Genomic DNA, 23,636 nt, shown 5'->3' on the forward strand with positions numbered 1-23,636 from the left:
TTGGGTCAACCGCCGCACTGAAGCACGGCGACCAGGGGTTAAAAAATCTTGCTTCCGAGTGCTACCGGACGCTCAGTGGTCAGGTAAACGACTTCACCTGGCGCACGATCCACTCCCAGCATCAACACCTCGGAGGTGAAGCCTGCAATCTTCCTTGAGCCCAGATTGACGGCGCAAACGACCTGCTGACCGACAAGTTCTTCGGGGCTGTAGAGCTTGGTGTACTGAGCGCTGGTGGTCTTCTCACCCAGCTCACCAAAATTGATCCAGAACTTATAAGCTGGCTTGTTTGCTTTTTCGTTGAGCTCTACTCGCACGACTTCGCCGATGCGAATATCAACCTCATTGAATGCTTCAAACGGGGTCATAACCACTCCAGAATAATTGCGGTGCTAAAACGATAGACCGTCACACTCAGGCTTTCGCGGCAACCAGTGCACGCTCGAACATACCCAGCGCCTCAGCAACATCCTGCTCGGAAATCACCAGCGGGCAGATGAAACGAACGACGTTGCGATAGACGCCACACTTGATGAGCAACAGGCCTTCTTCACGGGCAGCATCAATCACGCGCTGGGCGGTGGCTGCATCCGGCTCTTTGGTCTCGCGATCGGTAACGAACTCTACGGCGGCCATGGCGCCGGTAGCACGTACATGGCCAATGCCCTTGAAACGACCTTCCAGCGGTTTGAAGCCTTCCAGAAGCTGAGCACCAATGGCGCGGCTACGCTCGGTCAGGTTCTCGGACTCGAAGATCTTGATCACTTCCAGTGCCGCAGCGCAGCCCAGCGGGTTACCGCCGTAGGTACCACCCAGGCCGCCAGGCTGAGGTGCATCCATGATTGCTGCACGACCTACAACACCCGAGATTGGCAGACCACCGGCCAGGCTCTTGGCAACAGTTACGAGGTCGGGCTGGATGCCCGAGTGCTCGAAACCAAACATTTTGCCGGTACGACCGAAGCCGGTCTGGATCTCGTCGCAGATCAGAACGATGCCCAGCGCTTCGGTTTTCTTGCGCAGAGCACGCATGAATTCAACCGGTGCTTGAATGAAACCGCCGTCACCCTGAACAGGCTCAATGATGATGGCTGCAACACGGTCAGCAGCACACTGGGTGTCAAAGACCTCTTGCAAAGCAGCCAGTGCCTTCTCGGTGGTAATGCCGCGGTACTCGTTCGGGTACGGAGTGTGGTAAATGTCCGGCGCGTAAGGGCCAAAGTTCTGGCGATACGGCTGGCTCATACCGGTCAGGGTCATCCCCATCAGGGTGCGACCATGGAAGCCACCGCGGAATGCAATCACGCCTGGGCGGTTGGTATGGGCACGAGCGATCTTGATGGCGTTCTCAACAGCTTCAGCGCCCGTGGTCAAGAACACTGATTTGTAGTGTTCAGGGCCGCCAACCAGGTTATTCAGCTTGGCAGCCAGATCGGTGTACTGATCGTAGGCGGCAACCTGGAAGCAGATGTGCGAGAAGGTCTCCAACTGTTTGCGTACCGCTTCAACCACGCGTGGGTGGTTGTGACCGACGTTCAACACGCCGATACCACCCACGAAGTCCAGGTATTTCTTACCTTGGTCATCCCACAGGTAGGCACCTGCCGCACGGCTCACGGTGATCGGGTGAGCGACTGCAACACCGCTGGAAACGTGTTGGGTGCGGGGCGATACAGACAGTTTTTGTTGAGAAGACATGGCATTCACCTTTGTGTGTCAGTGTGGCAATGCTATCCAGCCAGCCGCGCATGAACTACGCAGATTAAATAGGAAGATTGCGCCAGCTATTCCTACTCAATGTAGGATTTATGAAGTTAGGGATTGGAGCGAGCCGGAGGGCTGCATCAGTTCGGCGACCCAGCGCGCTGAGAGCGCCGGCAGCCGCAAAGAGGTGGCACCTCCGGTTGCCACCTCTTTTCTCACGTCAAACCGGTGACGTATTACCGCTCGGTCACAACGGTATCTTGCGACCAAGCCACACGCTTGGAGCGACGCTGGGTGTAGATGCCCGTTGCCACGATCACAATCGCGAGAACCGCTGTAGAAGCCACCTCCCCTGTGTGCTTGGGAAGCGTGAGCATCAACGCCAGTGCGCCGGTGATGAAAATGATCACCAGCCAGGTCAACCAAGGGTAAAGCCACATTTTGAAGCCCAGCTCATGACCACCTGCAATCAATAGCTTGCGCATGCGCAACTGCGACACGGCAATCACGAGGTACACCAGCAGCGCGACGGCGCCCGAGGTAGCCAACAAGAATGCAAATACATTCTCAGGGGCGAAGTAGTTGATGCCGGTCGTCAGGAAGCCGATTGCTGTACTCGCGAGAACAGCCTTACGGGGAACATTCGAAACGGTAGTAGCCTTCAGCCCCTTCGGTGCATCACCACGTTTGGCCAGGGAGAAGAGCATCCGAGAGGCAGTGTAGATAGCCGAGTTCAGGCAGCTTGCCACTGCCACCAGCACGACGATGTCGACGATCATTTTTGCGTAAGGGATCTGCAGGAGCTCAAGCGCGCGCTGGTAAGAACCGACCACAGACAGTTGCGCATCATTCCACGGCACGATGGACACCACCATGAAGATGGAGACGATGTAGAAAATGCCGATCCGCCAGATCACCGAATTGGTTGCTCGCGCAATCTGCTGAGCAGGGTTTTTGGACTCTGCAGCAGCGATGGTGACAATTTCAGTGCCCATGAAGCTGAACATCGTGGTCAACAGTGCGCCTAGAACCGGGCCGTATCCATTGGGCGCGAAACCGCCATTGGTATTCATCGTGGCAATGAAGCCCTGCACCTCTCGACCTGGAAGACCTCCAACCAACGCGACGGCAGCCAAAACGATGAACGCCATGATCGCGATCACCTTCGATAGCGCGAACCAGAACTCGAATTCACCGTACTTGGCAACACTGAACAGGTTGGACACTGTTAGCAGGGCCGTGATGGCCAGCGCGAACACCCACGTTTCAATGCCGGGGAACCAGGTATTGAGGATTGCCGCAGCCGCAATAGCCTCAAGCGGAATGACCAGTACCCAAAACCACCAGTAAAGCCAGCCAATTGAAAAACCCGCCCATTGACCAATGGCTCTGTTTGCATAGGTCGAGAATGAGCCTGTATCGGGTGACGCGACGGCCATTTCACCCAGCATGCGCATTACCAGTACAACGAGCGTGCCAGCAGCGATATAGGAAAGAATTACAGCGGGGCCGGCGGCAGCGATCGCATGACCAGAACCCACAAAGAGGCCAGCACCAATCACACCCGCAATCGAGAGCATGGTGACATGGCGTTGTTTTAATCCAGGGGCAAGGTGTGAGCCTTCAGCATTGGCTGATTGGGCGGGAGGGGGGGTATGGGACATATAAACAAGCCTCGAGTTATTATTAGGCAGGCAAACATATTCTGTAACTGACTAATCGGCTGTTGCACGACCGGCAGGCCCTATCCGTGGGACTTATGGTCGGGCATTGAACCGGATCGGCAGCCGCAAGAACTACCTACTCGAGGAACGTATTGATGACGCTTTTTTCCTCCTGGCCCTATCGGGTGGCCGCACCTGCTCAGACCCACTTGGCAGATTCAGACAGCCGCCTTGGCGCGTGCTGTAACGGGCGGCTTATCCAGTAAACCGAGCAGGAAGGTATCGAGAAGTGAGCTTCCGACACCTCGCCCAGCGGCGCTGAGCCCCACGATCGGAATCACGCCCATATCGGTCAGTTCGGTGAGGACATCTGCCAGTTGCTGCGCTCGGTGCTTGTTATGAAAAATCACCGCATCGACCAAGACCTGAGCGGCCAACTCACTGCAACTGTCAAAACAGTTCTTCCACTCCGACATGAGTTTGGTCTGTGAAACGACCATCGATGCATACCCCGCTCGGTAAACCTGATCACCTGGGTAATCACCCCTCGCATTTGGAGGCTCGCCCACCGCCACCACCACGCGATGGCCTGCACGCTTCAGGGTAATCGCGGTCCTGGCAAGATCCATCAGCGCCTGCTGAATAACCTTGCCCTTCGGATCAATCAAGCTGCTTTCCATCTGCGACACCAGATGCACACCACATGAAGTCTTCAACACTCGCCCAGTCACACTACGTTCCTTCTGCCAAAAAAACGCAGCCCCTCTTGAAGGCGCGTCTCAATTGACAAGCCAATTATTATTTATCGTCAGCCGCCAACACATACATCTGCGCAGCCACCTGCAACTTGAACTTATCGTCCGGATTGTCCAACGAGATGCCTAGCATCGATTCGATACGCTCTACCCGATAGCGAAGCGTACTGATATGGATTTCAAGGGCCTTGGCAGTGTTGAGTAACTGGAAACCTTCTCGGGCCAGCGTCAGCACCGTGTCAATCAAGGCGTTGCCACGCTTAGGGTTACCCAGCGGTTCAATGAGCTTCTCCATCAACAAGCGCCGGGCATCCGAATCACCCATGAGCGCCCTCGGGAAAAGCACCTCGTCAAAATCATGCAGCTTGCCGGGCTTGAGCAGAGGCAGAAGCGCCAATACGTCTTCCGCCCCTTGAGCCATTCCCGTTACGCCCTGATGCACACGACTGACAGCCATGGCACTGCCTTCGGTGCGCACCGACCGCCAGACAGCGTCAGGTGAGTTTTCTGCGGGCAGCAGGAAACTAACCTGATTGAGCGAGACCGACACGAGTGGAGCGATGCCCATGCCCTGCATCGTCTGAGCAATCTTGTCGGCAATCTTGATTCGCCGATTGAAACCCTCCACCGACAGTGGGATAGGCTCATTCAGCAGAACCAGGCACACACGATAGTTCCGATTCTCCCCCCACCCGGAGGCTTGTGCGCGCTCGATTGCGCTCGGCGTGGCCGAAAATTTCCCCTCCAACAGACCCGCGACGAAGGCATAACCCAGTCGAGTTTCCTGATCAGACAACTGCCGCTGGTAGGTGAGATGCAAAGCCGCGATGACTGCCGCATGCTCGAGCGCACGCGAATCCAATTCCTCAAAGCCCGCTTGCTCACTGTGCAACCAGACAATGCCCATCACTTCGCCGCGAAGTCTGATGGCCCCCCCCAGCCTCGGACGCTCCACACCCTCGCTCACAACTTTTGGCGCGTTGGACTCAAAAAAATCCGAAAGCGACTCAAGCTCCGTGAGCTTTTTGACCAGCGCCCGCTCGACCGTTTCATCGATTGCAGGGTCTGAGGCCCCTAGAACGGTGCCATCAATCGATACAACCGTTGCATTCTTGTCTAGAGCCGAATACAAGGCCTTCGCCAGCCCCTCGAGGTTGTTTCCCTCCAGGGCAGCCTCGGTCAAGGTACGATGGATATGGTCTGAACGACGGATGGTCTCGGCCTGGATATTGATGATCCGAGCCAACACGTCATGCATGATCTCGCTGAACTGAATTTCCCACGGTAACTCGAGCAATGGCAGGTGACAGCGGTTCGCTTCATCGATAGCAGCTTGGGTGAAGTGTTCTCGAAAATGCGGCACAGCGAGCACTACACCCGCCAAACCGATTTCGCTCAGCCGGCGCACCATGACCCGGCATTACTCGTCATCAACCGGCCAGTTGTAGCCCGTCGTCAACAGAAGTTCGCCGGGCTTCAACCAATTGGTGATCTCAGGGTGATCGACGATGTGAACCCAGGTGATTTCGCGATCCATGGCGGCTTCACCTGCCACCACCGTAGCCTCGCGTAACACTGTGTTTTCTATCGCTGCATCGAGTTTCATGGCCTACCTATCCCACTCAAAAATAACAACACGACGGCATTCAATGGCTGCCAGGCCCGATCGACCATAGCAGCCAGAAGGCTGAGGATGCCGCGCCTGGCACCACTAGCCCAGAATTTTGGCAAGATACTCAGCCAGGTGCAGCGGTTCCCTGCCACTCACGCTCCGAATTTGTCCGCGGCAACTGAACCCATCCGCCACGACAGTCGCTTCCTGAGGAATTTTATCGAGATGAGGCTTGAACTCTTTCTCACCGATAATTTTCGCAATCGGAGCGGTCTTGCTGTGGTAAGCGTAAGCGCCTGCCACCCCGCAGCAACCTGCAGCAATCACCCGCCCCTTGCCGCCCAGTTTTTCCAGAACGCCCTGCTCTCCTCCCATGCCGCCACACGACTTCTGGTGGCAGTGGCCGTGGATGCGTATGTCCTCATCAATCGAAGGCAACTCAAGCCCACGCCCCTTGATGAACTCACTCAAGGTCATGATCGATTTCTCAAGCTTCTTGGCGCGCTGATCTGTCGGGAACAGGCCCGGCATCTCATCTCGGAATACCGACAAACAGCTCGGCTCAAGCACGATGACTGGCAGGCCCTCGTCGAGCACCGGCTCCAGCTGATCAAGAATCTGCTCAAGGTTGGACTTGGCCTGATCAATCATCCCGACGTCGTAGTACGGCCGGCCGCAGCACACATGGCGCTTCATCAACTTCACGGTAAAGCCCAGCGCTTCGAGCACCGTCACGCCGGCCTCAAGCACCTTGGGCGTGAATCCGTTGTTGAAGCTGTCGACCCACAGCAGCACCTCGGTGCCAGCGCTTGACCCTTCATTCTTCAAGATGCGCTTGGCCGTGGCGCCACTGCGGAAGCTCTTGGCGGCAATCTTCGGAAACTTGGCCTCACGCGCCAGACCGAAGTAGGCGCCTGCCGTACGCACCAATGGATTCCCCATGGCGTAGTTGAGCACGGGCGAGAGCTTGGTTGCGTGAGGCAACCACTCACCGATACGACCGATCATGGCGTCCATCAGCGGACGACGCTTTTCGCTGTAGTAGCGATTGAGGAACTCCGTTTTGTACCTGGCGATGTTCACGTTGGTGGGGCAATCGGTCTTGCAGCCTTTGCAGCTCAAGCACAGATCAAGGGAGTCTTTGACCTCTTCGTTCTGCCACGCATCCTCGATGACATCGCCCTTCAACAGCTCGAAGAACAACCGAGCACGACCGCGGGTGGAGTACTTCTCTTCTCGCGTAGCCCTGAAGCTGGGGCACATTGTGCCGCCATCCAGCGAGCGGCACTTACCCATCCCGATGCAGCGCTCGGTCTCGCGGGCGAGGCCCTTGTCACCCAGACGGGCGTCATAGGTGAATTGGCTCGGGATATCACGGCGCTCATAGTCCGGGCCCAGTCGCAGGTTGGCATCCACAGGCATGGCGTGGATGAGCTTGCCCGGGTTCATCTTGTTCAACGGATCCCAGATAGCCTTGAATTCTGCAAAGGCATTCATGATCTCGTCGGAGTACATGATGCGAAGGTATTCGCCCTTCGCCTGGCCATCACCATGCTCGCCAGAGAGCGAACCGCCATAGCGCACAACCAGGTGAGCGGCCTCATCCAGGAAGGCGCGCCAGTTATCCAGGCCATCCTGCGATTTCAGGTCGAAGGTAATGCGTGAATGAATGCAGCCGTCACCGAAGTGGCCGTAAAGGTTTGTCTTGTAACCGTAGCTGCTGACAAGGGCCTTGAATTCGCGAAGGTATTTGCCGAGGTGTTCAGGCTCCACCGCGGCATCCTCCCAGCCGACAACAGGATCAGGCTCATTGGGATCCAGACCGAGCGAGGTCGCCGATGCCCCCGTCTCACGAATTGTCCAGATCCGATTCATCAGCCCCGCATCAGTCACCAAGCGCACACTTGGACGCCCCGGCAACTGTGGCGCAATGGCGACAGCGTTCTGCGCGAACGCAACCGCTTCCTCAGTCGACAGGGCACCAAACTCGATCATCAACCAAGCGTTGCCAGCCGGCAGCTCTTCAATATCAGCGAGCTTCATGCCACGGACTTTGAGACCGTCAATGATGCCGTCATCCAATCCTTCCATCGCGATAGGATTGAGGGGCAGCAGTTGAGGCACCGAGTCAGCGGCGTAGTAAATGTCTTCGTACCCCAGCACGACCAGCACGCGATGCGTTGGGTTTTTCACCAGGATTGTTTCGGCCTGCAGGACGGTGACACAGGTGCCTTCAACACCTACCAGCGCACGGGCAATGTTGAAACCGTTTTCCGGCAGAAGCTGATCGAGGTTGTAGCCCGAGACACGACGCTTGAGCTTCGGGAATCCTTCACGAATCTGCTCTTCGTTGCGGTCGACCAGCTGTTTAAGCCCACGGACGATTTCTGCGCGCCGACCACCCGCCTTGATGTGCTCCTGGTAGGTTGCTTCATCAGTGGGCCCTACCCAGAACCGCTCGCCATCATAGGTGAGGATTTCCAGACGCTCGACGTTCTCGACCGTTTTACCCGCCATGACCGAATGCGCGCCGCAGGAGTTGTTGCCAATCATCCCACCCAACGTGCAACGGCTGTGGGTAGCCGGATCCGGGCCGAACGTCAGCCCCACCTTGGCCGCTTCACCCTTCAACTGGTCGCAGATCACACCTGGCTCAACCCTGGCCAGACGCCTTGCTGGGTCAATTTCATGGATGGCATGCAGGTACTTGGAAGCATCGATCACGACAGCGGCGTTCACCGCCTGGCCGCACATGGAGGTGCCAGCGCCTCGCGGCAAGATCGGAATGCCAGCCTCCATACAGAGGCGCACCGTAGTCACGATATCGTCGACGTTCCTGGGAATCACGATCCCGATGGGCAACTGACGATAGTTCGAGGCTTCAGAGGCATAGATTGCGCGCGTGGCGGCATCGAATCGAACCTCTGCCGACGTTTGAGCCTCGAGCTTGGAGCGCAGGTTCAACAAGAGGTTGAGGTCGAACGGGATAGGATTATTTTTTGTCATTGGGAGAAGCCTGGTCTCGATCATCAGCACGGGAACGCGACGGCTCTACTGGAAGCAAACAAGGTAGAGCGACGGACGTTAGTTACTGTAAGCCGAGAGCCCATCCGGCTCTACCCACTCAGAATAGGAAGAATTTGCCAATTTATCCTTCTCTGAGAAGGAATAGCAGGCAACCTGGATCAGCGCCCTGCCCGACAACGCAAAAGCCCCAGATCGCCTGCTAGCGACCTGGGGCCTCTTGGTAATCAGCGTCGACCCGGCTGCCTGTAGCCAAGCAGGACACCCATCAGACTGAACGCAGCAGCAATCATCACGTAGAAGGCAGGTGCAGTAACCGTGCCCGTCACACTGATCAGCCAAGTCAGAATCAGCGAGGCGAACCCGCCGAACGTCATCACCGCCAGGTTGTAGGCCAGCGACAGTCCGGTGGAAAGCACCTTGGCCGGGAAGGTTTCAGACAGCGCAGCCAGGATAGGGCCGGTGTAGACCGCAATCAGCACACCAAATACAGCTTGGAACACGCACAGCGTATACAACGACGGCGCGCTAGCGATCATGTTGAACATCGGCCAAGCCAACAGCAACATCGCCGCGGACGCCCCCACCAACAGATACTTGCGACCGATCTTGTCCGAGACCCACCCGGTAATTGGCGAGCAGAAGGTGATCACCCCACCTCCCACCATTGCTGCAATGAACGATGCCGACTGCGGAAGCTTGAGCACCTTCACCGAATAGGTGGGCATGTAGAAAAGGATCACGTAAATGCACACCGTCCACAGCACGATCATGGAGAAGCTGGCGACCGCTTGCCACGGATAATCACGAAGCACATCGCGCAACGGCGTCTCTGTCAGATCCGAAGACTCCTCGAACACAGGCGACTCATGCAGGTTGCGGCGAATGAAGTAGCCGATCGGGCCGATCAAGATGCCAAACAGGAAAGGAATCCGCCACCCCCAGCTCTCGACCTCTTCAGGGCTCAGACCCAAGGTGATACCGGTACCGAAGCAGGCACCTAACAGCACGGCAAAGCCGATACTGGTTTGAATCCAGCTGGAGTAGTACGCCTTCTTCCCTTCTGGAGCCTGTTCAGTGAGATAGGCAGTCGCCGCACCCATTTCACCACCTGCGGAAATGCCCTGCAGCAGCCTGGCAAAGACAATGATGCAAGGAGCCAGCATGCCCGCCTGCTCGTAGGTTGGCGCCAGACCAATCATGGCGGTACCGATCCCCATCAAGATGATGGTGAGCGACAGCGCCCCCTTGCGACCATAGCGATCTGAATAGATACCAATCAGAACACCACCCACAGGCCGAACCAAGAAGCCGACACCAAAGGTCGCCGCCGAGAGCATCAATGACGTCAAGTCATCTCCGGTAGGGAAAAACAGCTTGCCGATGATGATGGCGAAGAAGCCATACACCATGAAGTCAAACCACTCGAATCCATTCCCTAGAACAGTAGCGATGATGGCTTTTCGCCGCATCGCGTTCGCACCCACTCCATGACCAACATCTAAACTTACTGCACTCATTTTCGGATCCCCTGAGCCTTCTGTGAAAGCCGCGCTTTTGTCGTTGTATTAGGGTTCGTCCATTGAGCGCCCGCGAAAGGCGACTGACTACCACACCAAAATAGGAATTCGAGCCAATGGATTCCTATTTTTCGCGCGCCTACCTACCTGGAGATGGAATTCTGGCCACCCTGATCGCATTTCGAGCATTAAGAAACATCAGCGCTTCACGGATACGATTGACTGCAAGGGGCACTGCATCCAGCTGGGAATTTCAGCCGCGCTAACGGGCCAGCTGAGCTACCCCTTCTCGAGCCCGAACAACGGTGACTTCTTACTCACCACAACAGATTCAGGCCAATTTGCTTACTGCCCATCTGCCTGGGGCTGCTGACCATCAGCACCCACCGAGAGCGACCCCGCATCAGTATCTAGACTGCTGCGTGAGCCAGCATTCGCTCCCACAGACGCCGCAAAAGCCGTGCGGCTACCCATTACAACAACAGGAGGCAATGTGAAGACGAGCCCCGCTACACCCATCGAGGTCGGTGAGGAGATGGTTGCCGGCTTTGCCAAGAAAGGCCTTGGTCAGGTGACGCCCGCCACAAGCAATGAGCGAGGCTCCGGGCCATATCATCGCTTGGTGCTTCGCGGCATTACCGTTATCGACGGTACAGGGGCACCGCCGTGGGGGCCTGCCGATATCGTCATCGAAAACGGCCTCATCGCTGAGATCGCCGCAGTCGGAGTGCCTGGCCTTCCTATCCATCCAGCTCGCCGCCCGGCCAAAGGCGTACGAGAGATTGACTGTCACGGCAAGTTCGCCACACCGGGCTTCATCGACTGTCATGCCCATATCGGTACCCCGTTCCATGCCGAGAGTGGAGAGATGCTGCCTGCCGACTACGTGTACAAGCTATGGCTGGCGCATGGCGTCACTTCGGTCAGAGAAGCCGGATGCATGAATGGCCTCGCCTGGACGTGCGAGCAGCAGCAGGCCGCCGCAGAAAACGCGATCAGTGCACCCAACCTGTACCCTTATGTCTACTTTCCTGCGGTTAACGATTACCTGAAGGTGATTTACAGCCCGGAACAAGGGCGCGAATGGCTGCGCCAGGTTCGAGACAAGGGCGCCTGCGGGGTGAAGTTCTTCGGATCTCCTCCCGCAATCATGGAAGCGGCGCTAGATGAGTGCAAAACGCTCGGCCTGAAGACGTGCTGTCACCATGCCCAGCTCTCCGTCGGGCGAATGAACGCACTCAAGACTGCCAAATGGGGCCTGACCAGCACCGAGCACGCTTATGGCCTTCCTGAGGCCCTGATGGAAGGCAGCACGCTGCAATTCATCGATGACGACTACAACTACAACGACGAGTACATCCGTTTCGCTACCGCGGGCAGAACTTTTCTACAGGCCACCCAGCCAGGAAGCCCAAAATGGAATGAGGTACTCGAAGCATTCCTGGCCGCTGGCCACACGTTCGTTCCCACCATGAACGTGTACGACAGCAACCGAGATGTCATGCGGGCGCGCCGTGCAGACTGGCACGAGGCGTACACCGACAGCACTTCCTGGAACTACTTCCAGCCTCAGCGCGGAGGCCATGGCGCCTACTTTTTCCGCTGGTCGACCAAGAACGAGCTGGAGTGGAAAGAAAGTTTCAGGATCTGGATGCAATTCCTCAACGAGTACAAGAACCGCGGTGGTCGCGTATGCCCCGGCAGCGACTCCGGCTTCATGTTCCAAATCTACGGCTTCGGCTATGTGCGCGAACTTGAGCTACTGCAGGAGGCGGGCTTTACCCCTCAAGAGGTGCTCCGGGCAGCAACGCTGCAAGGCGCTGAACTCCTAGGCATCGAACATAAGACTGGCACCCTGGAGGTTGGAAAGGAAGCAGACATCCTCATCCACAATCAGAACCCGATGGCCGATTTCAAACTGCTCTACGGTACCGGCGCAATCCGTCTCAACGATGATACCAACGTCGCAGAGCGCAGGCGCTGCCTGGACTACACCATCAAAGGTGGCGTGGTTTTCGACACCGAAGAGCTACTCTCCGATGTTCGCCAGATGGTGGGTGAAACGTGGAGCGGCGAACAGAAACCCACCGCCTAGGAGGACTAGATGATTCCCCCATCCCGCGGTATCGACTTCGTCATTCTGACCGGCCCGCTAGGCAGCGGCAAAACCACCCTGCTGGAGCATCTCCTCCATCAGGACGACACAGGATCAGGGACTGCGGTGATCGTCAACGAAGCCGGGGCCGTCAATATCGACGGTGCCGTACTTGTCGAATCTGCAAACGGACTGGTCATTGAGACACTGAGCAATGGCTGCGTGTGCTGCAGCCTCGGGAATGACCTTGTTGCAACCGTCCAAGATCTCGTTGAGACCAGGGCACGGATGGATCTTCCTCCGTTTGAGCGCATCATCCTCGAATGCAGTGGCTTGTCCATGCCAGGAGAGGTAGTGCGCTCATTGGCGGGGTTGGCACATATGCAGATGGTGGTGTCAATCATCTGCATGTACGACTGCAGCCGCCCTCCGCTAGCCGGAGCGCAATTTGATGCAGTCGCCGCGCAACTCAGTGCGGCCAATTCCGTGGTGCTCACCAAGGTTGATACTGTTGATAAAGATGCACTGGACATTGCTCGCGTCACGGTAGAGCGCATCAATCCGTTTGCGACCATCATCGACGAGCAATCGCAACACATTCGGAGCCACAAAGCATTTCTGAATGCCTCACAGCGCCCGCTGGGCACCTCTTTACCCCAGCGCAAACTGGTGCTTGCCTCCGCCCATCCACGCATCCACGTCTACCAGGCCCAACTGGCAGAGCCCGATCCAGGTGATGCTATCGACTGGCTGGAGAACGTCACAGGCAGCCTGGGAGAAAAGCTCCTACGGTGCAAAGCTCTGATTTCCACCGCTGAGCGCGACCTGCTGATGCAAACCGTCGGAACAGCGTTCTCGGCCCCCCGACTACTTCGCACCCCACCTTCAGGCCGCTCCGTAGCCATTTTCATTACGCAAGATTGCGCCCTGGAAGCGCTGTCGCAGATTCCTTCCCCCTTTACGATCAACTGGTGCATATCAACGCGGGAGAAAGAACTGCTGGGTAACCAAGAAGTGCGAGACGCATACTTGGGCGGCCACTAAAACGACGAAGGAGGCTCATCAGGGCCTCCCTCTCTCGACCTCGAAATTGCCTTCAATAGCCTTTGCTGCGATCCACGGTGTTCATCAACGGCAGCCCTTTACACGCTCGATCGAGATTTCGCACCACCACATCAACTGCACCTTTGACCTGGACATTGCTGGCGATATGAGGTGTCAGGAGCACACGGGGGTGCCGCCAGAAAGGATGCTCAGGTTGAGGAGGTTCTTGATCGAGAACATCCAACACCGCCCCTCCTACCCTGCCAGTATCGAGTGCCGTCAAAAGATCCTTCTCGACGACATGAGCCCCACGACCGACATTCACGATCCCTGCCCCCTCGGGTAGCGCAGCGAAAGTGCTGGCGTTCAAGATTCCAGTGGTTTCGGGCGTAAGTGGCAACAGGTTTATCAGGATGTCGCATTGGCCGAGAAACGCATGCAATTGGTCAACGCCGACGAAGCAGCGGCTCCCAGGCACCTCTTTAGGGGAGCGGTTCCATGCGCTGATTTGAAAGCCCAGTGGCTGCAAACGCTCAAGGGCTAGCTGGCCCAGGTTTCCAAGCCCCATGACACCCACTCGGCGCTCGTAAGCTGGGATGATGGGCAAAGGCGCCCACACGCGATCGCGCTGGCTGATTTGGTAGTCAAGGATGTCACGATGCAAGGCAAGCACGGCAAAAATCACGTACTCGGCCATGATCTCAGCCATGGCGCCGTCGACAAGCCTGACCAGCGAAACGTGGTCGGGCAGATCTGACAGGTCGAACTGATCGACGCCTGCCCCCGCTGAGTACAGCACCTTCAAATTGGGAAACTGCTCCATCAGTTGCGGCATCGGCTTCCAGGCAATGAGGTACTGCACCTCACGAGCATCACCCACCTCGGGCCACTCGCGAAACTGAAGCTCGGGGGCACGTTCCAGAAAAGCCTGACGCCATTCAGCTGCACTGCTGGGCTCGGCCATGTAGAGAATACACATGTCTAGCTCCTGATTTTCAGAGCTGACAGGGTGCCCCCGTACTGGCTGGATTCCTTCGCATGAACGCACGAGAAAAACCTGTTTTCCTCGTACTCCGGATCGGTAGTTCCACCTCGCCAGTACCGGCAACCTGTGAGCAATTCCAACCCCCGTGTAACAAATAAAGAGGGTACGTAAGATGGAGGGTTCAGCATGACGGCAGACGGTTAACCGAAAAACAAATAAACCAGCCACAGTCAATAACTGCGACTGGCTCCCGCTATTTTACTGGCGACTTGACCAGGCAATGAAACGCTCCTCCAGCGCTTCCCCGTGATCTAACCAGAATGCCACGTCCATTTGAAGGCCGCTCTTCATGTTGGCAGGCGTGGTGGGTAAATCGGCAACCAGATCCTTGTCCAACATCGCAACTGCGGCCGTGTTCGACGGGCCGTAGGCCATCTTCTCGGTATACAGCTTCTGCTGTTCGGGGCGCATGGCAAAGGAAATGAATTGATAGGCCGCATCCATACTGGGCGTCCCCTTCGGAATGGCCCAAGCATCGAACTGGTACAGATTTCCATCCCAGACGACCCTGAGGTTGGCGCCGCTGGTTTTGGCGGCATGGATGCGTCCGTTGTACGCTGAACTCATCACAACATCGCCCGCCATCAGGTATTGCGGCGGTTGAGCACCCGCTTCCCACCATTGAATACTGGATTTGATTTCATCAAGCTTGGCGAACGCACGGTCTACACCCGCCGGCGTTGATAGCACCTTGTAGACGTCAGAAGGCGCGACGCCATCGGCCATCAGCGCAAACTCCAAAGCGCCACGGGCAGACTTTCTAAGGCTGCGCTTTCCAGGAAATTTCTTCAGGTCCCAAAAGTCCTTCCAACCCTGCGGGGCCGTTTTTAACTTATCTGCGTTGTAAGCCAGCACATTTGACCAGACGAAGATACCTACACCGCAATCACTTTTAGCCCCCTCAACCAGCGGTTCCTTGATGCCCAGTCGCTCATAGTCGAGCTGTTCGAACAGGCCATCAGTGTCTTGAGCTAAATGCTCTATGTCCTACCCTGCGTAGGGAAGATTTCAACCTAACCCCGTGCAGCCGGTAACTGATAGCGCTCGGCGAAATACTGACGGAAGAACTCCACCGCGACACGCACCTTCGCAGAACCTTCCAGGCGGGAGGTGTAGACCGCCCAGATATCAGCATCCTGCTGATAGCTTTCAAGTACCTGAACCAATTGCCCGCTGGCCAGACAATCATGAACATCCCACCAGGAACGCAGCAAAATGCCGCGACCGTCGAGGCACCACTGGTGGGCCACCTCTCCGTGGTTGGTCGAGAGTCCGCCTCTCACCCTCACCGTTTCCTCACCCTCCGGCCCCCGCAGGTGCCACAGGCCAAAGGGATGATCCCGCTCCTTGATCACAAGGCAATCATGGCTGGCCAGATCCGCCAGAGCACGGGGCTTGCCACGGCGCTCCAGGTACTCAGGAGATGCGCACAGTACACGACGGTTGCGAGCCAGGGGCTTGGCGATCAGGTTGGGCGCAATGGCATTTCCCACCCGAATATCCAGATCGACACCCTCGGCAACCAGGTCGACCAGGCGGTCGTGCACGTCCAGACGAATATCCAATCGCGGATACCGAGCGGCAAGTTCGGACAGGGCCGGCGCAACGTAGCGGCGCCCAAGGCCCAGGCTACTAGCGATGCGGAGCTGGCCGGCAGGTTCCCGTTTGCTCGCGCTGAGTTGATCACCCATCTGCTGCAGCGTTTCGAGGATTTGCAGCGCCCACAGGTAAACCCTTTCACCCTCTTCACTGATGGTTACCCGCCGAGTGGTTCGGTGAAACAGGCGTACTCCCAGATCCTCCTCCAGCGCTCGGATGCGTTTGCTGACAAATGCGGCAGACATCCCGAGTTCTTCGGCCACGGCGCTGAAACTGGCGCGCTTGGCCACTTGGAGGAAAATATTGAGGTCGTCGAGGCTAGGAAGATTATTCACGTTTTGCTTAAAAAGAATAAACGAGACAGGGGATTATCACCGCGCACCTAGCTTATAGCATGGCCTCACCAGCGTGTTAACCAAGTGAGGTTTCCAATGAGCAAGCCATTCAAGATCGCCGCCATTCCCGGTGATGGTATCGGTAACGAAGTGCTCCCAGAGGGCATTCGGGTCGTACAAGCTGCGGCCCGCAAGCACGGTCTTGACCTGCAAATCGAGTTCTTTGAATGGGCCAGCTGCGACTACTACCTGGCCCATGGATCCATGATGCCGGAGGACTGGTTCCAACAGCTCCAAGGATTTGATGCGATCTACTTCGGTGCAGTAGGTTGGCCCGACAAGGTACCCGACCACATCTCCCTCTGGGGCTCGCTGCTGAAATTCCGTCGCGATTTCGACCAGTACGTGAACATCCGCCCGGTGCGCCTGTTCCCTGGCGTGCCCTGCCCGCTCGCCAACAAGAAGCCTGGTGATATCGACTTCGTCGTGATCCGCGAAAACACCGAAGGCGAGTACTCCTCCCTTGGCGGACGCATGTTCGAAGGCAGCGAAAACGAGTTTGTGCTGCAGGAATCGGTGTTTACCCGTCGGGGCGTTGATCGGATTCTGAAATATGCGTTTGAAGTCGCCCAGACCCGGGACCGCAAACACGTCACCTCGGCTACCAAGTCCAACGGGATGGCAGTGAGCATGCCTTATTGGGACGAGCGCACCGCCGCCATGGCCTCGCAGTATCCGCAAATCAGCTGGGACAAGCAGCACATCGATATCCTCTGCGCTCGCTTCGTGTTGCAGCCAGAACGCTTCGATGTGGTGGTTGCTTCCAACCTGTTTGGCGACATCTTGTCCGACCTGGGGCCCGCCTGCGCTGGCACCATCGGTATCGCACCGTCAGCCAACCTCAATCCGCAGCGCAACTTCCCATCGTTGTTCGAACCCGTGCACGGTTCGGCACCGGATATCTTTGGCAAGAACATCGCCAACCCGATCGCCATGATCTGGTCGGGCGCTCTGATGCTCGAGTTCCTGGGCAAGCGTGATGAAGACGCTCGCTACCAAGCCGCTCACGATGACATCCTCAAAGCGATCGAGACGGTTATCGCTCAGGGCAACACCACGCGAGACATGGGCGGCAGCCGGTCGACCCAGGAGGTGGGCCAAGCGATCCTGGAGCTTGTGCAACGCTCTGCGTAGAAAACGCCTTGGCGCCAAGGCAGTGCAGTTCGACAGGAAGTGGCTGCACTGCTCCGAGGAGCTGATATCAACGTGTCAGAGGTGTTGGTGACTGCATTGGCATGGATGCGTTCGTGCGCGATTGTCACCGACTGCCGGAACGCTCCACCACCCGTACTAGAAATCCACCTTGCCCCGACCCGCCTTGACAGTGCCCCGCCTGGCTTTTCCATCGAGGCGGCGGGTCTTCGAGCCAAGGGTCGGCTTGGTGGGGCGGCGTTTCTTCTCGGTCTTGCCGGCGGCGATGATCAGCTCGGCAAGACGCGCCAGTGCGTCAGTACGGTTCTGCTCCTGGGTGCGGTACTGCTGCGCCTTGATGATCAATACGCCGTCGCCGGTGATGCGACTGTCCCGCAGCGCCAGCAGCCGCTCCTTGTAGAACTCGGGCAGCGACGAGGCCGGGATGTCGAAGCGCAGGTGCACGGCGCTGGACACCTTGTTGACATTCTGCCCACCCGCGCCTTGCGCGCGGATGTAGGTGAGTTCGATGTCGGCATCCGGCAGATGCACGTTGTTGGAGATGGTCAGCATGACGGCGCCCTTGTGATTGCGCCCATTATCACAGCGTTCGCCGCGCTCCCAAAGAACAACACGCAATTTCTTGAATCAGGGGGAAGATCCAGTCTCTCGGGATTCCCGCAATGCAGTGCTATTCGGATATGGACGCCTATCCAATGTAAGAGAACACAGCGTATTCAAAACCATTGAAAACAAAACCAGCGACCTCTTTCATGCCCATCTTCAGGTGCGCCCGAAGCGAAGGCTCATTGTCTTTACGAATGAACAACACCCCCTCCCGGCCAGGCTCAAGCCTGCGGAGGTCGGCGAACATCATCTGCGCCAGCCCCTTGCCACGCTCTTCTTCGCCGACACAGATCGGGCCATAGACATAGGCATCCGATGATCCATGATAAGCGCCGAACATCGCCTGTACGATCGGCAGATCGGCATTCATCTCCCGCGTGGTCGTCATCAGAAAACCGGTTACCCGTGCACCGCGACGCGCGACGATGATGGGCATTTCACGCATCATCGCGGCCACACGGGAGCGCGGCAGGCTTGCAGCGAGCGAGCCGCCCCGCGCTGCCTGATTCGCGGCCTGAAGCGCTAGAATCCCCTCCAGATCGGCCTCGTTGGCCCTGCTGACACGGGTCTCATCATTCGTCATTCGATACCTCTCCGGTGGTTATCAGGATGCTCTATTCGTTTGACTGCCCGCCCTTGCGAGGCAACCAGTAAGTCAGTGGGGGCGCAGTGGCTCCGTACGCCTACCTTCCCTGAGCCGCCACAACAATGCCTGTCGCGCGTGAGCGATCCTCGGTTGACGCAACGCGCTTGGCGTCCAGATCAGATGATAGTCACGGCTCGTATGGCCTACCGGCGCGGGAATCTCTCGCAGCTCGCCCCGCTCGATGCAGGGCCTGCACAGGTAGCCAGGCAGGGTAGTCCAGCCGAACCCATCGATCAGCAGCGTGCGCAACGTCCTCAGATCCTGCCCGACCATGGCGGGCATGGCGTTCTTCAATTCAATGCCGTTCAACGCTAACCAGTCGCTGATCAGTGGCAAGGTGAGGCTGTAGGCCAGGATCGGCTCAGCCTCCAGGGCCGAGGCGAAATCCTTGGCCGCGGCCAGTCGATCGGCGACCGCTGGGGCAGCCACGGCAATGACCTCGTCCGTGAACAGGAGCTCACCGCGAAGCCGAGGGTTGGCAGGGGCCGCGGCTGATATACCGAGGTCGCATTCGCCCTCCATGAGCGAGCGGCAAATCGTTTCGTGGTCACCACTTTGCATGCGGATGCGAATGCCTTCCTCCAGCAGCGGCCTGAGCTGCCTGGAAATGACTTCGGCCAGAAAGTCAGCGTGACCAATGACCTGCAGCGCACCCGCCAGCTCCATGGAGCGAGCCCTTGCTGAAGCCAGCGCGCTTTCCGCATCGTCCAGCTTGTCACCGATATCGGCCGCCAGTTCTTTCGCTGCCGACGTGGGTTCCACGCCCCGCGCCTGTCGCTCGAACAGGCTCCTGCCAATGGCCGCTTCAAGCCCGGCAATGTGCTGGGAAACCGCAGGTTGGGTGAGGTTAAGCGTGCGCGCAGCACCACTGATCGAGCGTTGCCGGTACACCTCGACAAAGGTCCTCAGTCGTATAAGTGACATGCCTTACCCATAAGATTATTTATGCAAGCCCCAAAATACGCTGTCTATTCGCTCCCCCGCTAGCCCTCTAGGATGGCTGCTTGATGTGAACGCAGCCGTAGCCTGCACTCACCCTTGCAACAGGCCGAGGAAAGGACATGAACTACCAGCCCAACGCTGAGGACTTACAGGCCATCTTGCGCACCCTCAAGCGTGCGCACCGGGCCGCCGCCCCTGCTGACGCCGCGCTGAGACAGGACAGGCTCCTTCGCGCGGCCAAGCTGATCCGGGAAAACCACACGGCTATCAGCGCCGCCATCAGCGCCGATTTCGGCAACCGCAGTGTCTACCAGTCGATGCTTGCCGACATGGCGACCACGGTGAAGATGCTTGAAGATTCTGCGGCGCAGGTAGCGCAGTGGATGAAGCCTGAAGCGGTGGAAAGCCCCGGCCCAGGCATGCAGGCCTGGATCGAGCAACAGCCGCTAGGCGTAGTCGGAATCATCAGCCCGTGGAATTTCCCGATCAACCTGGCCTTCGGCCCTCTGGCCGGGGTGTTTGCCGCTGGCAATACGGCCATGCTCAAACCCTCGGAGCTGACCCCTAAAACCTCTGAGCTGCTGGCTGAACTCATCGCTGGCTATTTCGACCCCTTGGAGCTCACTGTGATTTTGGGTGATGCGGGCGTCGGCGCTGCCTTTAGCGCACTGCCCTTCGATCATCTGGTGTTCACGGGCAGCACCAGCGTCGGTCGTCACGTCATGCGCGCCGCAGCGGAGAACCTGGTGCCGGTCACGCTCGAATTGGGCGGGAAATCTCCGGTGGTCGTGGCTGAAGGTTTTGATCTGCGCACGGCGGTCGAGCGCACCTTCACCATAAAAACCTTTAATGCCGGACAGATCTGCCTGTCGCCGGACTACCTGATGGTGGCTGAGGCGCAACAGGATCAGCTGGTGATGTTCAGCAAGCAGTTCATCGCCGATAGCTTCCCGAGCCTTATGTCTAACCCGGAATACACGTCGATCATCAATGAACGTCATTTCGAGCGTCTGCTCGGGCTGTTGGCGGACGCAGAACAGAAAGGCGCTACGCTGATCAATCTGGCACCGGCGGGCGAGCCGGCGTTTGAGCGAGACGCCCGCAAAATCGCACCCCATCTCCTGCTGGATGTGACCGATGAGATGGCGATCATGCAGGAAGAAATCTTCGGGCCGCTGCTCCCCGTGAAAACCTACCGCAGCGCCGGTGAGGCGATCGACTACATCAATGCGAACCCACGCCCGCTGGCCGCGTATTACTTTGGTAATGACGCCGACCGCCAACAGCAATTCATGCGCCAAACCACGTCTGGCGGCCTGGTGATCAACGATGTCATGACGCATGCGTCCATCGACACCTTGCCGTTTGGCGGTGTCGGTGCGTCCGGGATGGGGGCATACCATGGCATTCACGGTTTTCGGCGCTTTACCCATGCCAAACCGGTGGTCGTACAGAGTGAGGATGGCGCATCTAACCTGCGCTTGCGGGCACCCTATGCGGATAAAGCACAAGCGCTCCACGCCTTTTTCAATGGCTGATGACAACGCCCGTGGCTGACCCTGTCGCCGACGGCCAAACAGCAGAATCGAGGGATATGAAATGAAAGTTTTGATGGTACTGACGTCGCACGACCAACTGGGCGAGACTGGCTTGAAGACAGGCTTCTGGCTCGAAGAGTTCGCCGCGCCCTACTACGTCTTCAAAGACGCGGGAGCCGAGGTTGTCTTGGCGTCGCCGGCAGGTGGCCAGCCACCGCTTGATCCGAAGAGCGAACTGCCCGATTTCCAAACCGAGATGACCCACCGGTTCAACGCCGACGCCGCGGCGCAGAAGGCGTTGGCGAATACCGTCAAGCTCGACACCCTCAGTGAAAAAGACTTCGACACTGTGTTCTATCCCGGTGGCCACGGCCCGCTGTGGGATCTGGCCGAGTCGAGGACGTCCATCGCGCTGGTCGAGTCCTTCGACCGCGCCGGCAAGCCCATCGGCTTCGTGTGCCACGCCCCTGGCGCGCTGCGCCATGTCAAAGCTGCAGACGGCGCACCGCTGATCAAGGGCCGTCGAGTGACGGGCTTTACCAACGGTGAGGAAGCCGCCGTGGAATTGACCGATGTGGTGCCATTCCTGATCGAGGATGAGTTCCAGCAGCTGGGTGGCCACTATGAAAAAGGCCCTGACTGGGCGCCCTTCGTTATCGAGGACGGCAACCTGATCACCGGTCAGAACCCGGCGAGCTCTGAAGGTGTGGCGAAGGCACTGGTCGCCCGACTGAAATAACGTCTGCGCCTGCCTGGGCGCGCAAGGGCTCAGGCACGGCGACACAAGTACATCCTACAGAGGCCGTCCATGATCACACTTCACCACCTCAACGCATCTCGTTCGCTGCGTATCCTTTGGCTGCTGGAAGAAATGGGGGTGCCGTACGAGCTGGTTCGCTACCAGCGCGACCCCGTCACCCGCCTTGCACCGGACACCCTGAAGCACATCCACCCGCTGGGTAAATCACCGGTGATCGAGTTTGACGGTCAGGTCATGGTGGAGTCGGGTGCCATCGTCGAATACCTGATCCGCAGGTTCTCGTCCGACCTGGAGCCAGCGTTCAGCTCCCCCGAGTACATTCAGTACCTGCAATGGATTCACTTTGCCGAAAGCTCCGCGATGGTGCCGATCCTGCTCAAGGTCTTCACGCAGTTCGAAGCGAATGCAGGCACTCGACTGGCGTTCCTCGAGGGCTACACCCAGGCCGAATTCGACAAGGTCTTGGGCTTTCTCGACAGCGTGCTCGCGGGTAAGCGCTTCATCGTGGGCGACAAGCTGTCCGGCGCCGACTTCATGCTGGCGTTCGTCGCCATCACCGTCGTCGAGCAGCTCGGCGCAGGGCCGCAGTATCCGCACCTGACCGCCTACCTCCAGCGCCTTACCACACTGGACAGCTGGAACAGGGCGTTGAAATTGGAGCAGGCAGTGCCGGGAGAGGGTCAAGCCGTATAACCCGCATGGCGTTCCCTGTAGGATGGCGCTTCCTTCTGATCGATGGGCTGCAACCTGCACCCCACTCACGTCTATTGTCGTTAGCTGCTGGAAGCCCCAATGAATAAATTGATCCTACCTGTCGCCATCTTCCTTAGCGTGATCATCGCGGGCAAAGTCGCCGAGCACTTCGGGCTGGAAGGCAGCTGGAGAATCGGCGTGCTTTGCCTCGTGGCAGTCGCCGTGCAGTTCGCCGTGACGCGCTACCAGCGCATGCAGCGAGAAAAAACTCAGCCCTGATGCGGTGGCGGATGCTTTCACTTAATTTTCACGCCCGGTAGGGCAGTATTAGCTATCCCTACGTGTGATAGAAACTCCTTAGCCCGCCTCGGCGGGCTTTCTTTTGTCCGCAGGTCCATCACTGTCTACCCGTCAGCCCTGCCCCTCGCGCAAATGCCGCTCCTTCCTCTCCTGCCGTTCCTTCGCCTCCACCGACAACGAGGCCGTGGGCCGTAACAGCAAGCGACGCAATCCGATAGGCTCCCCCGTCTCGTCACACCACCCATAAGCCCCCTTGGCCAATCGCTCCAACGCTTCATCAATCTTGTCCAGCAACTTCTTTTCCCGCTCCAGCAGCCGTAACTGCCACAGCCGTTGCTCCTCGGCGCTGCCGATGTCGGCGGGATCCGAGTTGAGTTCATGATGCTTCAGTTGCTCGAACTCCTCGGAAATCCGCGCCTGCAGCGCCTGCCGCTGCGCGTGAAGCAGGCTGCGGAAATACGCCTGCTGCTGATCGTTCATGTACGCTTCGGGCGGCTGTTGCAACAATTCATCTTCAGTCATACCTGACCTCCTGTTAATGC

At 57.9% G+C, this 23,636-nt stretch carries 20 protein-coding genes and 2 pseudogenes; 7 read left to right on the forward strand and 15 right to left on the reverse strand.

Annotated features, from left to right (window positions below; translation table 11 throughout):
- Positions 1–38 precede the first annotated feature (38 nt).
- The 8 genes and pseudogenes from CCOS865_RS12855 to CCOS865_RS12885 form a co-directional block, all read right to left on the reverse strand.
- Positions 39–368, reverse strand: coding sequence for a tRNA-binding protein (locus CCOS865_RS12855; RefSeq protein ID WP_119141325.1), 330 nt, complete (start codon positions 366–368; stop codon positions 39–41).
- 46 nt (positions 369–414) lie between these two features.
- Positions 415–1,698, reverse strand: a complete 1,284-nt coding sequence (gabT, locus tag CCOS865_RS12860; protein WP_119141327.1) for a 4-aminobutyrate--2-oxoglutarate transaminase — start codon at positions 1,696–1,698, stop codon at positions 415–417.
- 242 nt (positions 1,699–1,940) lie between these two features.
- Positions 1,941–3,368, reverse strand: a complete 1,428-nt coding sequence (gene gabP / locus CCOS865_RS12865) for a GABA permease (RefSeq protein WP_119141329.1) — start codon at positions 3,366–3,368, stop codon at positions 1,941–1,943.
- Positions 3,369–3,586: 218 nt separating this feature from the next.
- The gene (locus tag CCOS865_RS12870) at positions 3,587–4,048 is read right to left on the reverse strand and encodes an amino acid kinase family protein (protein ID WP_147406510.1); all 462 of its coding nucleotides are present in this window, start codon (positions 4,046–4,048) and stop codon (positions 3,587–3,589) included.
- Between the two features lie 118 nt (positions 4,049–4,166).
- On the reverse strand, positions 4,167–5,381 hold the full coding sequence (locus tag CCOS865_RS28440) for a PucR family transcriptional regulator (RefSeq protein ID WP_341868379.1): 1,215 nt from the start codon (positions 5,379–5,381) through the stop codon (positions 4,167–4,169).
- Positions 5,370–5,729 (reverse strand): annotated as a pseudogene (locus tag CCOS865_RS28445) (PucR family transcriptional regulator ligand-binding domain-containing protein); the annotation flags it as partial. The pseudogene CCOS865_RS28445 and the gene CCOS865_RS28440, both read right to left, overlap by 12 nt.
- Positions 5,730–5,834: 105 nt before the next feature.
- Positions 5,835–8,741 (reverse strand): FAD-binding and (Fe-S)-binding domain-containing protein, encoded by a 2,907-nt coding sequence (locus CCOS865_RS12880; protein WP_119141636.1) that lies wholly within the window; start codon positions 8,739–8,741, stop codon positions 5,835–5,837.
- Positions 8,742–8,986: 245 nt separating this feature from the next.
- Positions 8,987–10,279 (reverse strand): MFS transporter, encoded by a 1,293-nt coding sequence (locus CCOS865_RS12885; RefSeq protein WP_244216100.1) that lies wholly within the window; start codon positions 10,277–10,279, stop codon positions 8,987–8,989.
- Between the two features lie 493 nt (positions 10,280–10,772).
- On the opposite strand from CCOS865_RS12885, the gene CCOS865_RS12890 reads away from it, so the two are divergent.
- Both CCOS865_RS12890 and CCOS865_RS12895 read left to right on the forward strand, forming a co-directional pair.
- On the forward strand, positions 10,773–12,374 hold the full coding sequence (locus CCOS865_RS12890; RefSeq protein ID WP_244216101.1) for an amidohydrolase family protein: 1,602 nt from the start codon (positions 10,773–10,775) through the stop codon (positions 12,372–12,374).
- Between the two features lie 9 nt (positions 12,375–12,383).
- Positions 12,384–13,418 carry a CobW family GTP-binding protein gene (locus CCOS865_RS12895; RefSeq protein WP_119141335.1) on the forward strand — a complete coding sequence of 345 codons (1,035 nt, stop codon included), beginning with the start codon at positions 12,384–12,386 and terminating at the stop codon, positions 13,416–13,418.
- Positions 13,419–13,470: 52 nt separating this feature from the next.
- Here CCOS865_RS12895 and CCOS865_RS12900 read toward each other — a convergent pair whose 3' ends face one another.
- From CCOS865_RS12900 to CCOS865_RS12910, 3 genes and pseudogenes are all read right to left on the reverse strand, one after another.
- A complete protein-coding gene (locus CCOS865_RS12900; protein WP_119141337.1) occupies positions 13,471–14,397 on the reverse strand; it encodes a 2-hydroxyacid dehydrogenase in 927 nt (308 codons plus the stop codon).
- Between the two features lie 264 nt (positions 14,398–14,661).
- Positions 14,662–15,423 (reverse strand): annotated as a pseudogene (locus CCOS865_RS12905) (ABC transporter substrate-binding protein); the annotation flags it as partial.
- A gap of 53 nt (positions 15,424–15,476) precedes the next feature.
- On the reverse strand, positions 15,477–16,397 hold the full coding sequence (locus CCOS865_RS12910; RefSeq protein WP_119141339.1) for a LysR family transcriptional regulator: 921 nt from the start codon (positions 16,395–16,397) through the stop codon (positions 15,477–15,479).
- A 96-nt stretch (positions 16,398–16,493) separates the two neighbouring features.
- On the opposite strand from CCOS865_RS12910, the gene CCOS865_RS12915 reads away from it, so the two are divergent.
- Entirely contained in the window at positions 16,494–17,591 is a 1,098-nt protein-coding gene (locus CCOS865_RS12915; RefSeq protein WP_119141341.1) for a tartrate dehydrogenase, read from the forward strand.
- Positions 17,592–17,747: 156 nt separating this feature from the next.
- Here CCOS865_RS12915 and arfB read toward each other — a convergent pair whose 3' ends face one another.
- From arfB to CCOS865_RS12930, 3 genes are all read right to left on the reverse strand, one after another.
- Positions 17,748–18,161 carry an alternative ribosome rescue aminoacyl-tRNA hydrolase ArfB gene (gene arfB, locus CCOS865_RS12920; protein WP_119141343.1) on the reverse strand — a complete coding sequence of 138 codons (414 nt, stop codon included), beginning with the start codon at positions 18,159–18,161 and terminating at the stop codon, positions 17,748–17,750.
- A 136-nt stretch (positions 18,162–18,297) separates the two neighbouring features.
- The gene (locus CCOS865_RS12925; RefSeq protein WP_208644526.1) at positions 18,298–18,798 is read right to left on the reverse strand and encodes a GNAT family N-acetyltransferase; all 501 of its coding nucleotides are present in this window, start codon (positions 18,796–18,798) and stop codon (positions 18,298–18,300) included.
- Positions 18,799–18,870: 72 nt separating this feature from the next.
- On the reverse strand, positions 18,871–19,785 hold the full coding sequence (locus tag CCOS865_RS12930) for a LysR family transcriptional regulator (protein ID WP_119141345.1): 915 nt from the start codon (positions 19,783–19,785) through the stop codon (positions 18,871–18,873).
- Positions 19,786–19,922: 137 nt separating this feature from the next.
- On the opposite strand from CCOS865_RS12930, the gene CCOS865_RS12935 reads away from it, so the two are divergent.
- The 4 genes from CCOS865_RS12935 to CCOS865_RS12950 all read left to right on the forward strand — a co-directional run bounded on the left by CCOS865_RS12935 (position 19,923) and on the right by CCOS865_RS12950 (position 23,073).
- Positions 19,923–21,341 (forward strand): coniferyl aldehyde dehydrogenase, encoded by a 1,419-nt coding sequence (locus tag CCOS865_RS12935; RefSeq protein WP_119141347.1) that lies wholly within the window; start codon positions 19,923–19,925, stop codon positions 21,339–21,341.
- Positions 21,342–21,402: 61 nt separating this feature from the next.
- Complete coding sequence (locus CCOS865_RS12940) at positions 21,403–22,080, forward strand: type 1 glutamine amidotransferase domain-containing protein (protein WP_119141349.1); 678 nt, start codon at positions 21,403–21,405, stop codon at positions 22,078–22,080.
- Positions 22,081–22,149: 69 nt separating this feature from the next.
- Complete coding sequence (locus CCOS865_RS12945; protein ID WP_119141351.1) at positions 22,150–22,794, forward strand: glutathione S-transferase family protein; 645 nt, start codon at positions 22,150–22,152, stop codon at positions 22,792–22,794.
- 99 nt (positions 22,795–22,893) lie between these two features.
- Complete coding sequence (locus CCOS865_RS12950; RefSeq protein WP_119141353.1) at positions 22,894–23,073, forward strand: hypothetical protein; 180 nt, start codon at positions 22,894–22,896, stop codon at positions 23,071–23,073.
- A gap of 132 nt (positions 23,074–23,205) precedes the next feature.
- On the opposite strand, the gene dksA is transcribed toward CCOS865_RS12950, so the two are convergent.
- On the reverse strand, positions 23,206–23,616 hold the full coding sequence (gene dksA / locus CCOS865_RS12955) for an RNA polymerase-binding protein DksA (protein ID WP_119141355.1): 411 nt from the start codon (positions 23,614–23,616) through the stop codon (positions 23,206–23,208).
- Positions 23,617–23,636: the final 20 nt, after the last annotated feature.

It is taken from the genome of Pseudomonas reidholzensis (genome assembly GCF_900536025.1).
Classification (GTDB): Bacteria; Pseudomonadota; Gammaproteobacteria; order Pseudomonadales; family Pseudomonadaceae; genus Aquipseudomonas; species Aquipseudomonas reidholzensis.

Bases quoted from the DNA above. Each gene is read 5' to 3' on its own strand.
- CCOS865_RS12855 (WP_119141325.1), bottom strand. From the start codon at position 368: ATGACCCCGTTTGAAGCATTCAATGAGGTTGATATTCGCATCGGCGAA.
- gabT (WP_119141327.1), bottom strand. From the start codon at position 1,698: ATGTCTTCTCAACAAAAACTGTCTGTATCGCCCCGCACCCAACACGTT.
- gabP (WP_119141329.1), bottom strand. From the start codon at position 3,368: ATGTCCCATACCCCCCCTCCCGCCCAATCAGCCAATGCTGAAGGCTCA.
- CCOS865_RS12870 (WP_147406510.1), bottom strand. From the start codon at position 4,048: ATGGAAAGCAGCTTGATTGATCCGAAGGGCAAGGTTATTCAGCAGGCG.
- CCOS865_RS28440 (WP_341868379.1), bottom strand. From the start codon at position 5,381: ATGCATGACGTGTTGGCTCGGATCATCAATATCCAGGCCGAGACCATC.
- CCOS865_RS12880 (WP_119141636.1), bottom strand. From the start codon at position 8,741: ATGACAAAAAATAATCCTATCCCGTTCGACCTCAACCTCTTGTTGAAC.
- CCOS865_RS12885 (WP_244216100.1), bottom strand. From the start codon at position 10,279: ATGAGTGCAGTAAGTTTAGATGTTGGTCATGGAGTGGGTGCGAACGCG.
- CCOS865_RS12895 (WP_119141335.1), top strand. From the start codon at position 12,384: ATGATTCCCCCATCCCGCGGTATCGACTTCGTCATTCTGACCGGCCCG.
- CCOS865_RS12900 (WP_119141337.1), bottom strand. From the start codon at position 14,397: ATGTGTATTCTCTACATGGCCGAGCCCAGCAGTGCAGCTGAATGGCGT.
- CCOS865_RS12915 (WP_119141341.1), top strand. From the start codon at position 16,494: ATGAGCAAGCCATTCAAGATCGCCGCCATTCCCGGTGATGGTATCGGT.
- arfB (WP_119141343.1), bottom strand. From the start codon at position 18,161: ATGCTGACCATCTCCAACAACGTGCATCTGCCGGATGCCGACATCGAA.
- CCOS865_RS12925 (WP_208644526.1), bottom strand. From the start codon at position 18,798: ATGACGAATGATGAGACCCGTGTCAGCAGGGCCAACGAGGCCGATCTG.
- CCOS865_RS12930 (WP_119141345.1), bottom strand. From the start codon at position 19,785: ATGTCACTTATACGACTGAGGACCTTTGTCGAGGTGTACCGGCAACGC.
- CCOS865_RS12935 (WP_119141347.1), top strand. From the start codon at position 19,923: ATGAACTACCAGCCCAACGCTGAGGACTTACAGGCCATCTTGCGCACC.
- CCOS865_RS12940 (WP_119141349.1), top strand. From the start codon at position 21,403: ATGAAAGTTTTGATGGTACTGACGTCGCACGACCAACTGGGCGAGACT.
- CCOS865_RS12945 (WP_119141351.1), top strand. From the start codon at position 22,150: ATGATCACACTTCACCACCTCAACGCATCTCGTTCGCTGCGTATCCTT.
- CCOS865_RS12950 (WP_119141353.1), top strand. From the start codon at position 22,894: ATGAATAAATTGATCCTACCTGTCGCCATCTTCCTTAGCGTGATCATC.
- dksA (WP_119141355.1), bottom strand. From the start codon at position 23,616: ATGACTGAAGATGAATTGTTGCAACAGCCGCCCGAAGCGTACATGAAC.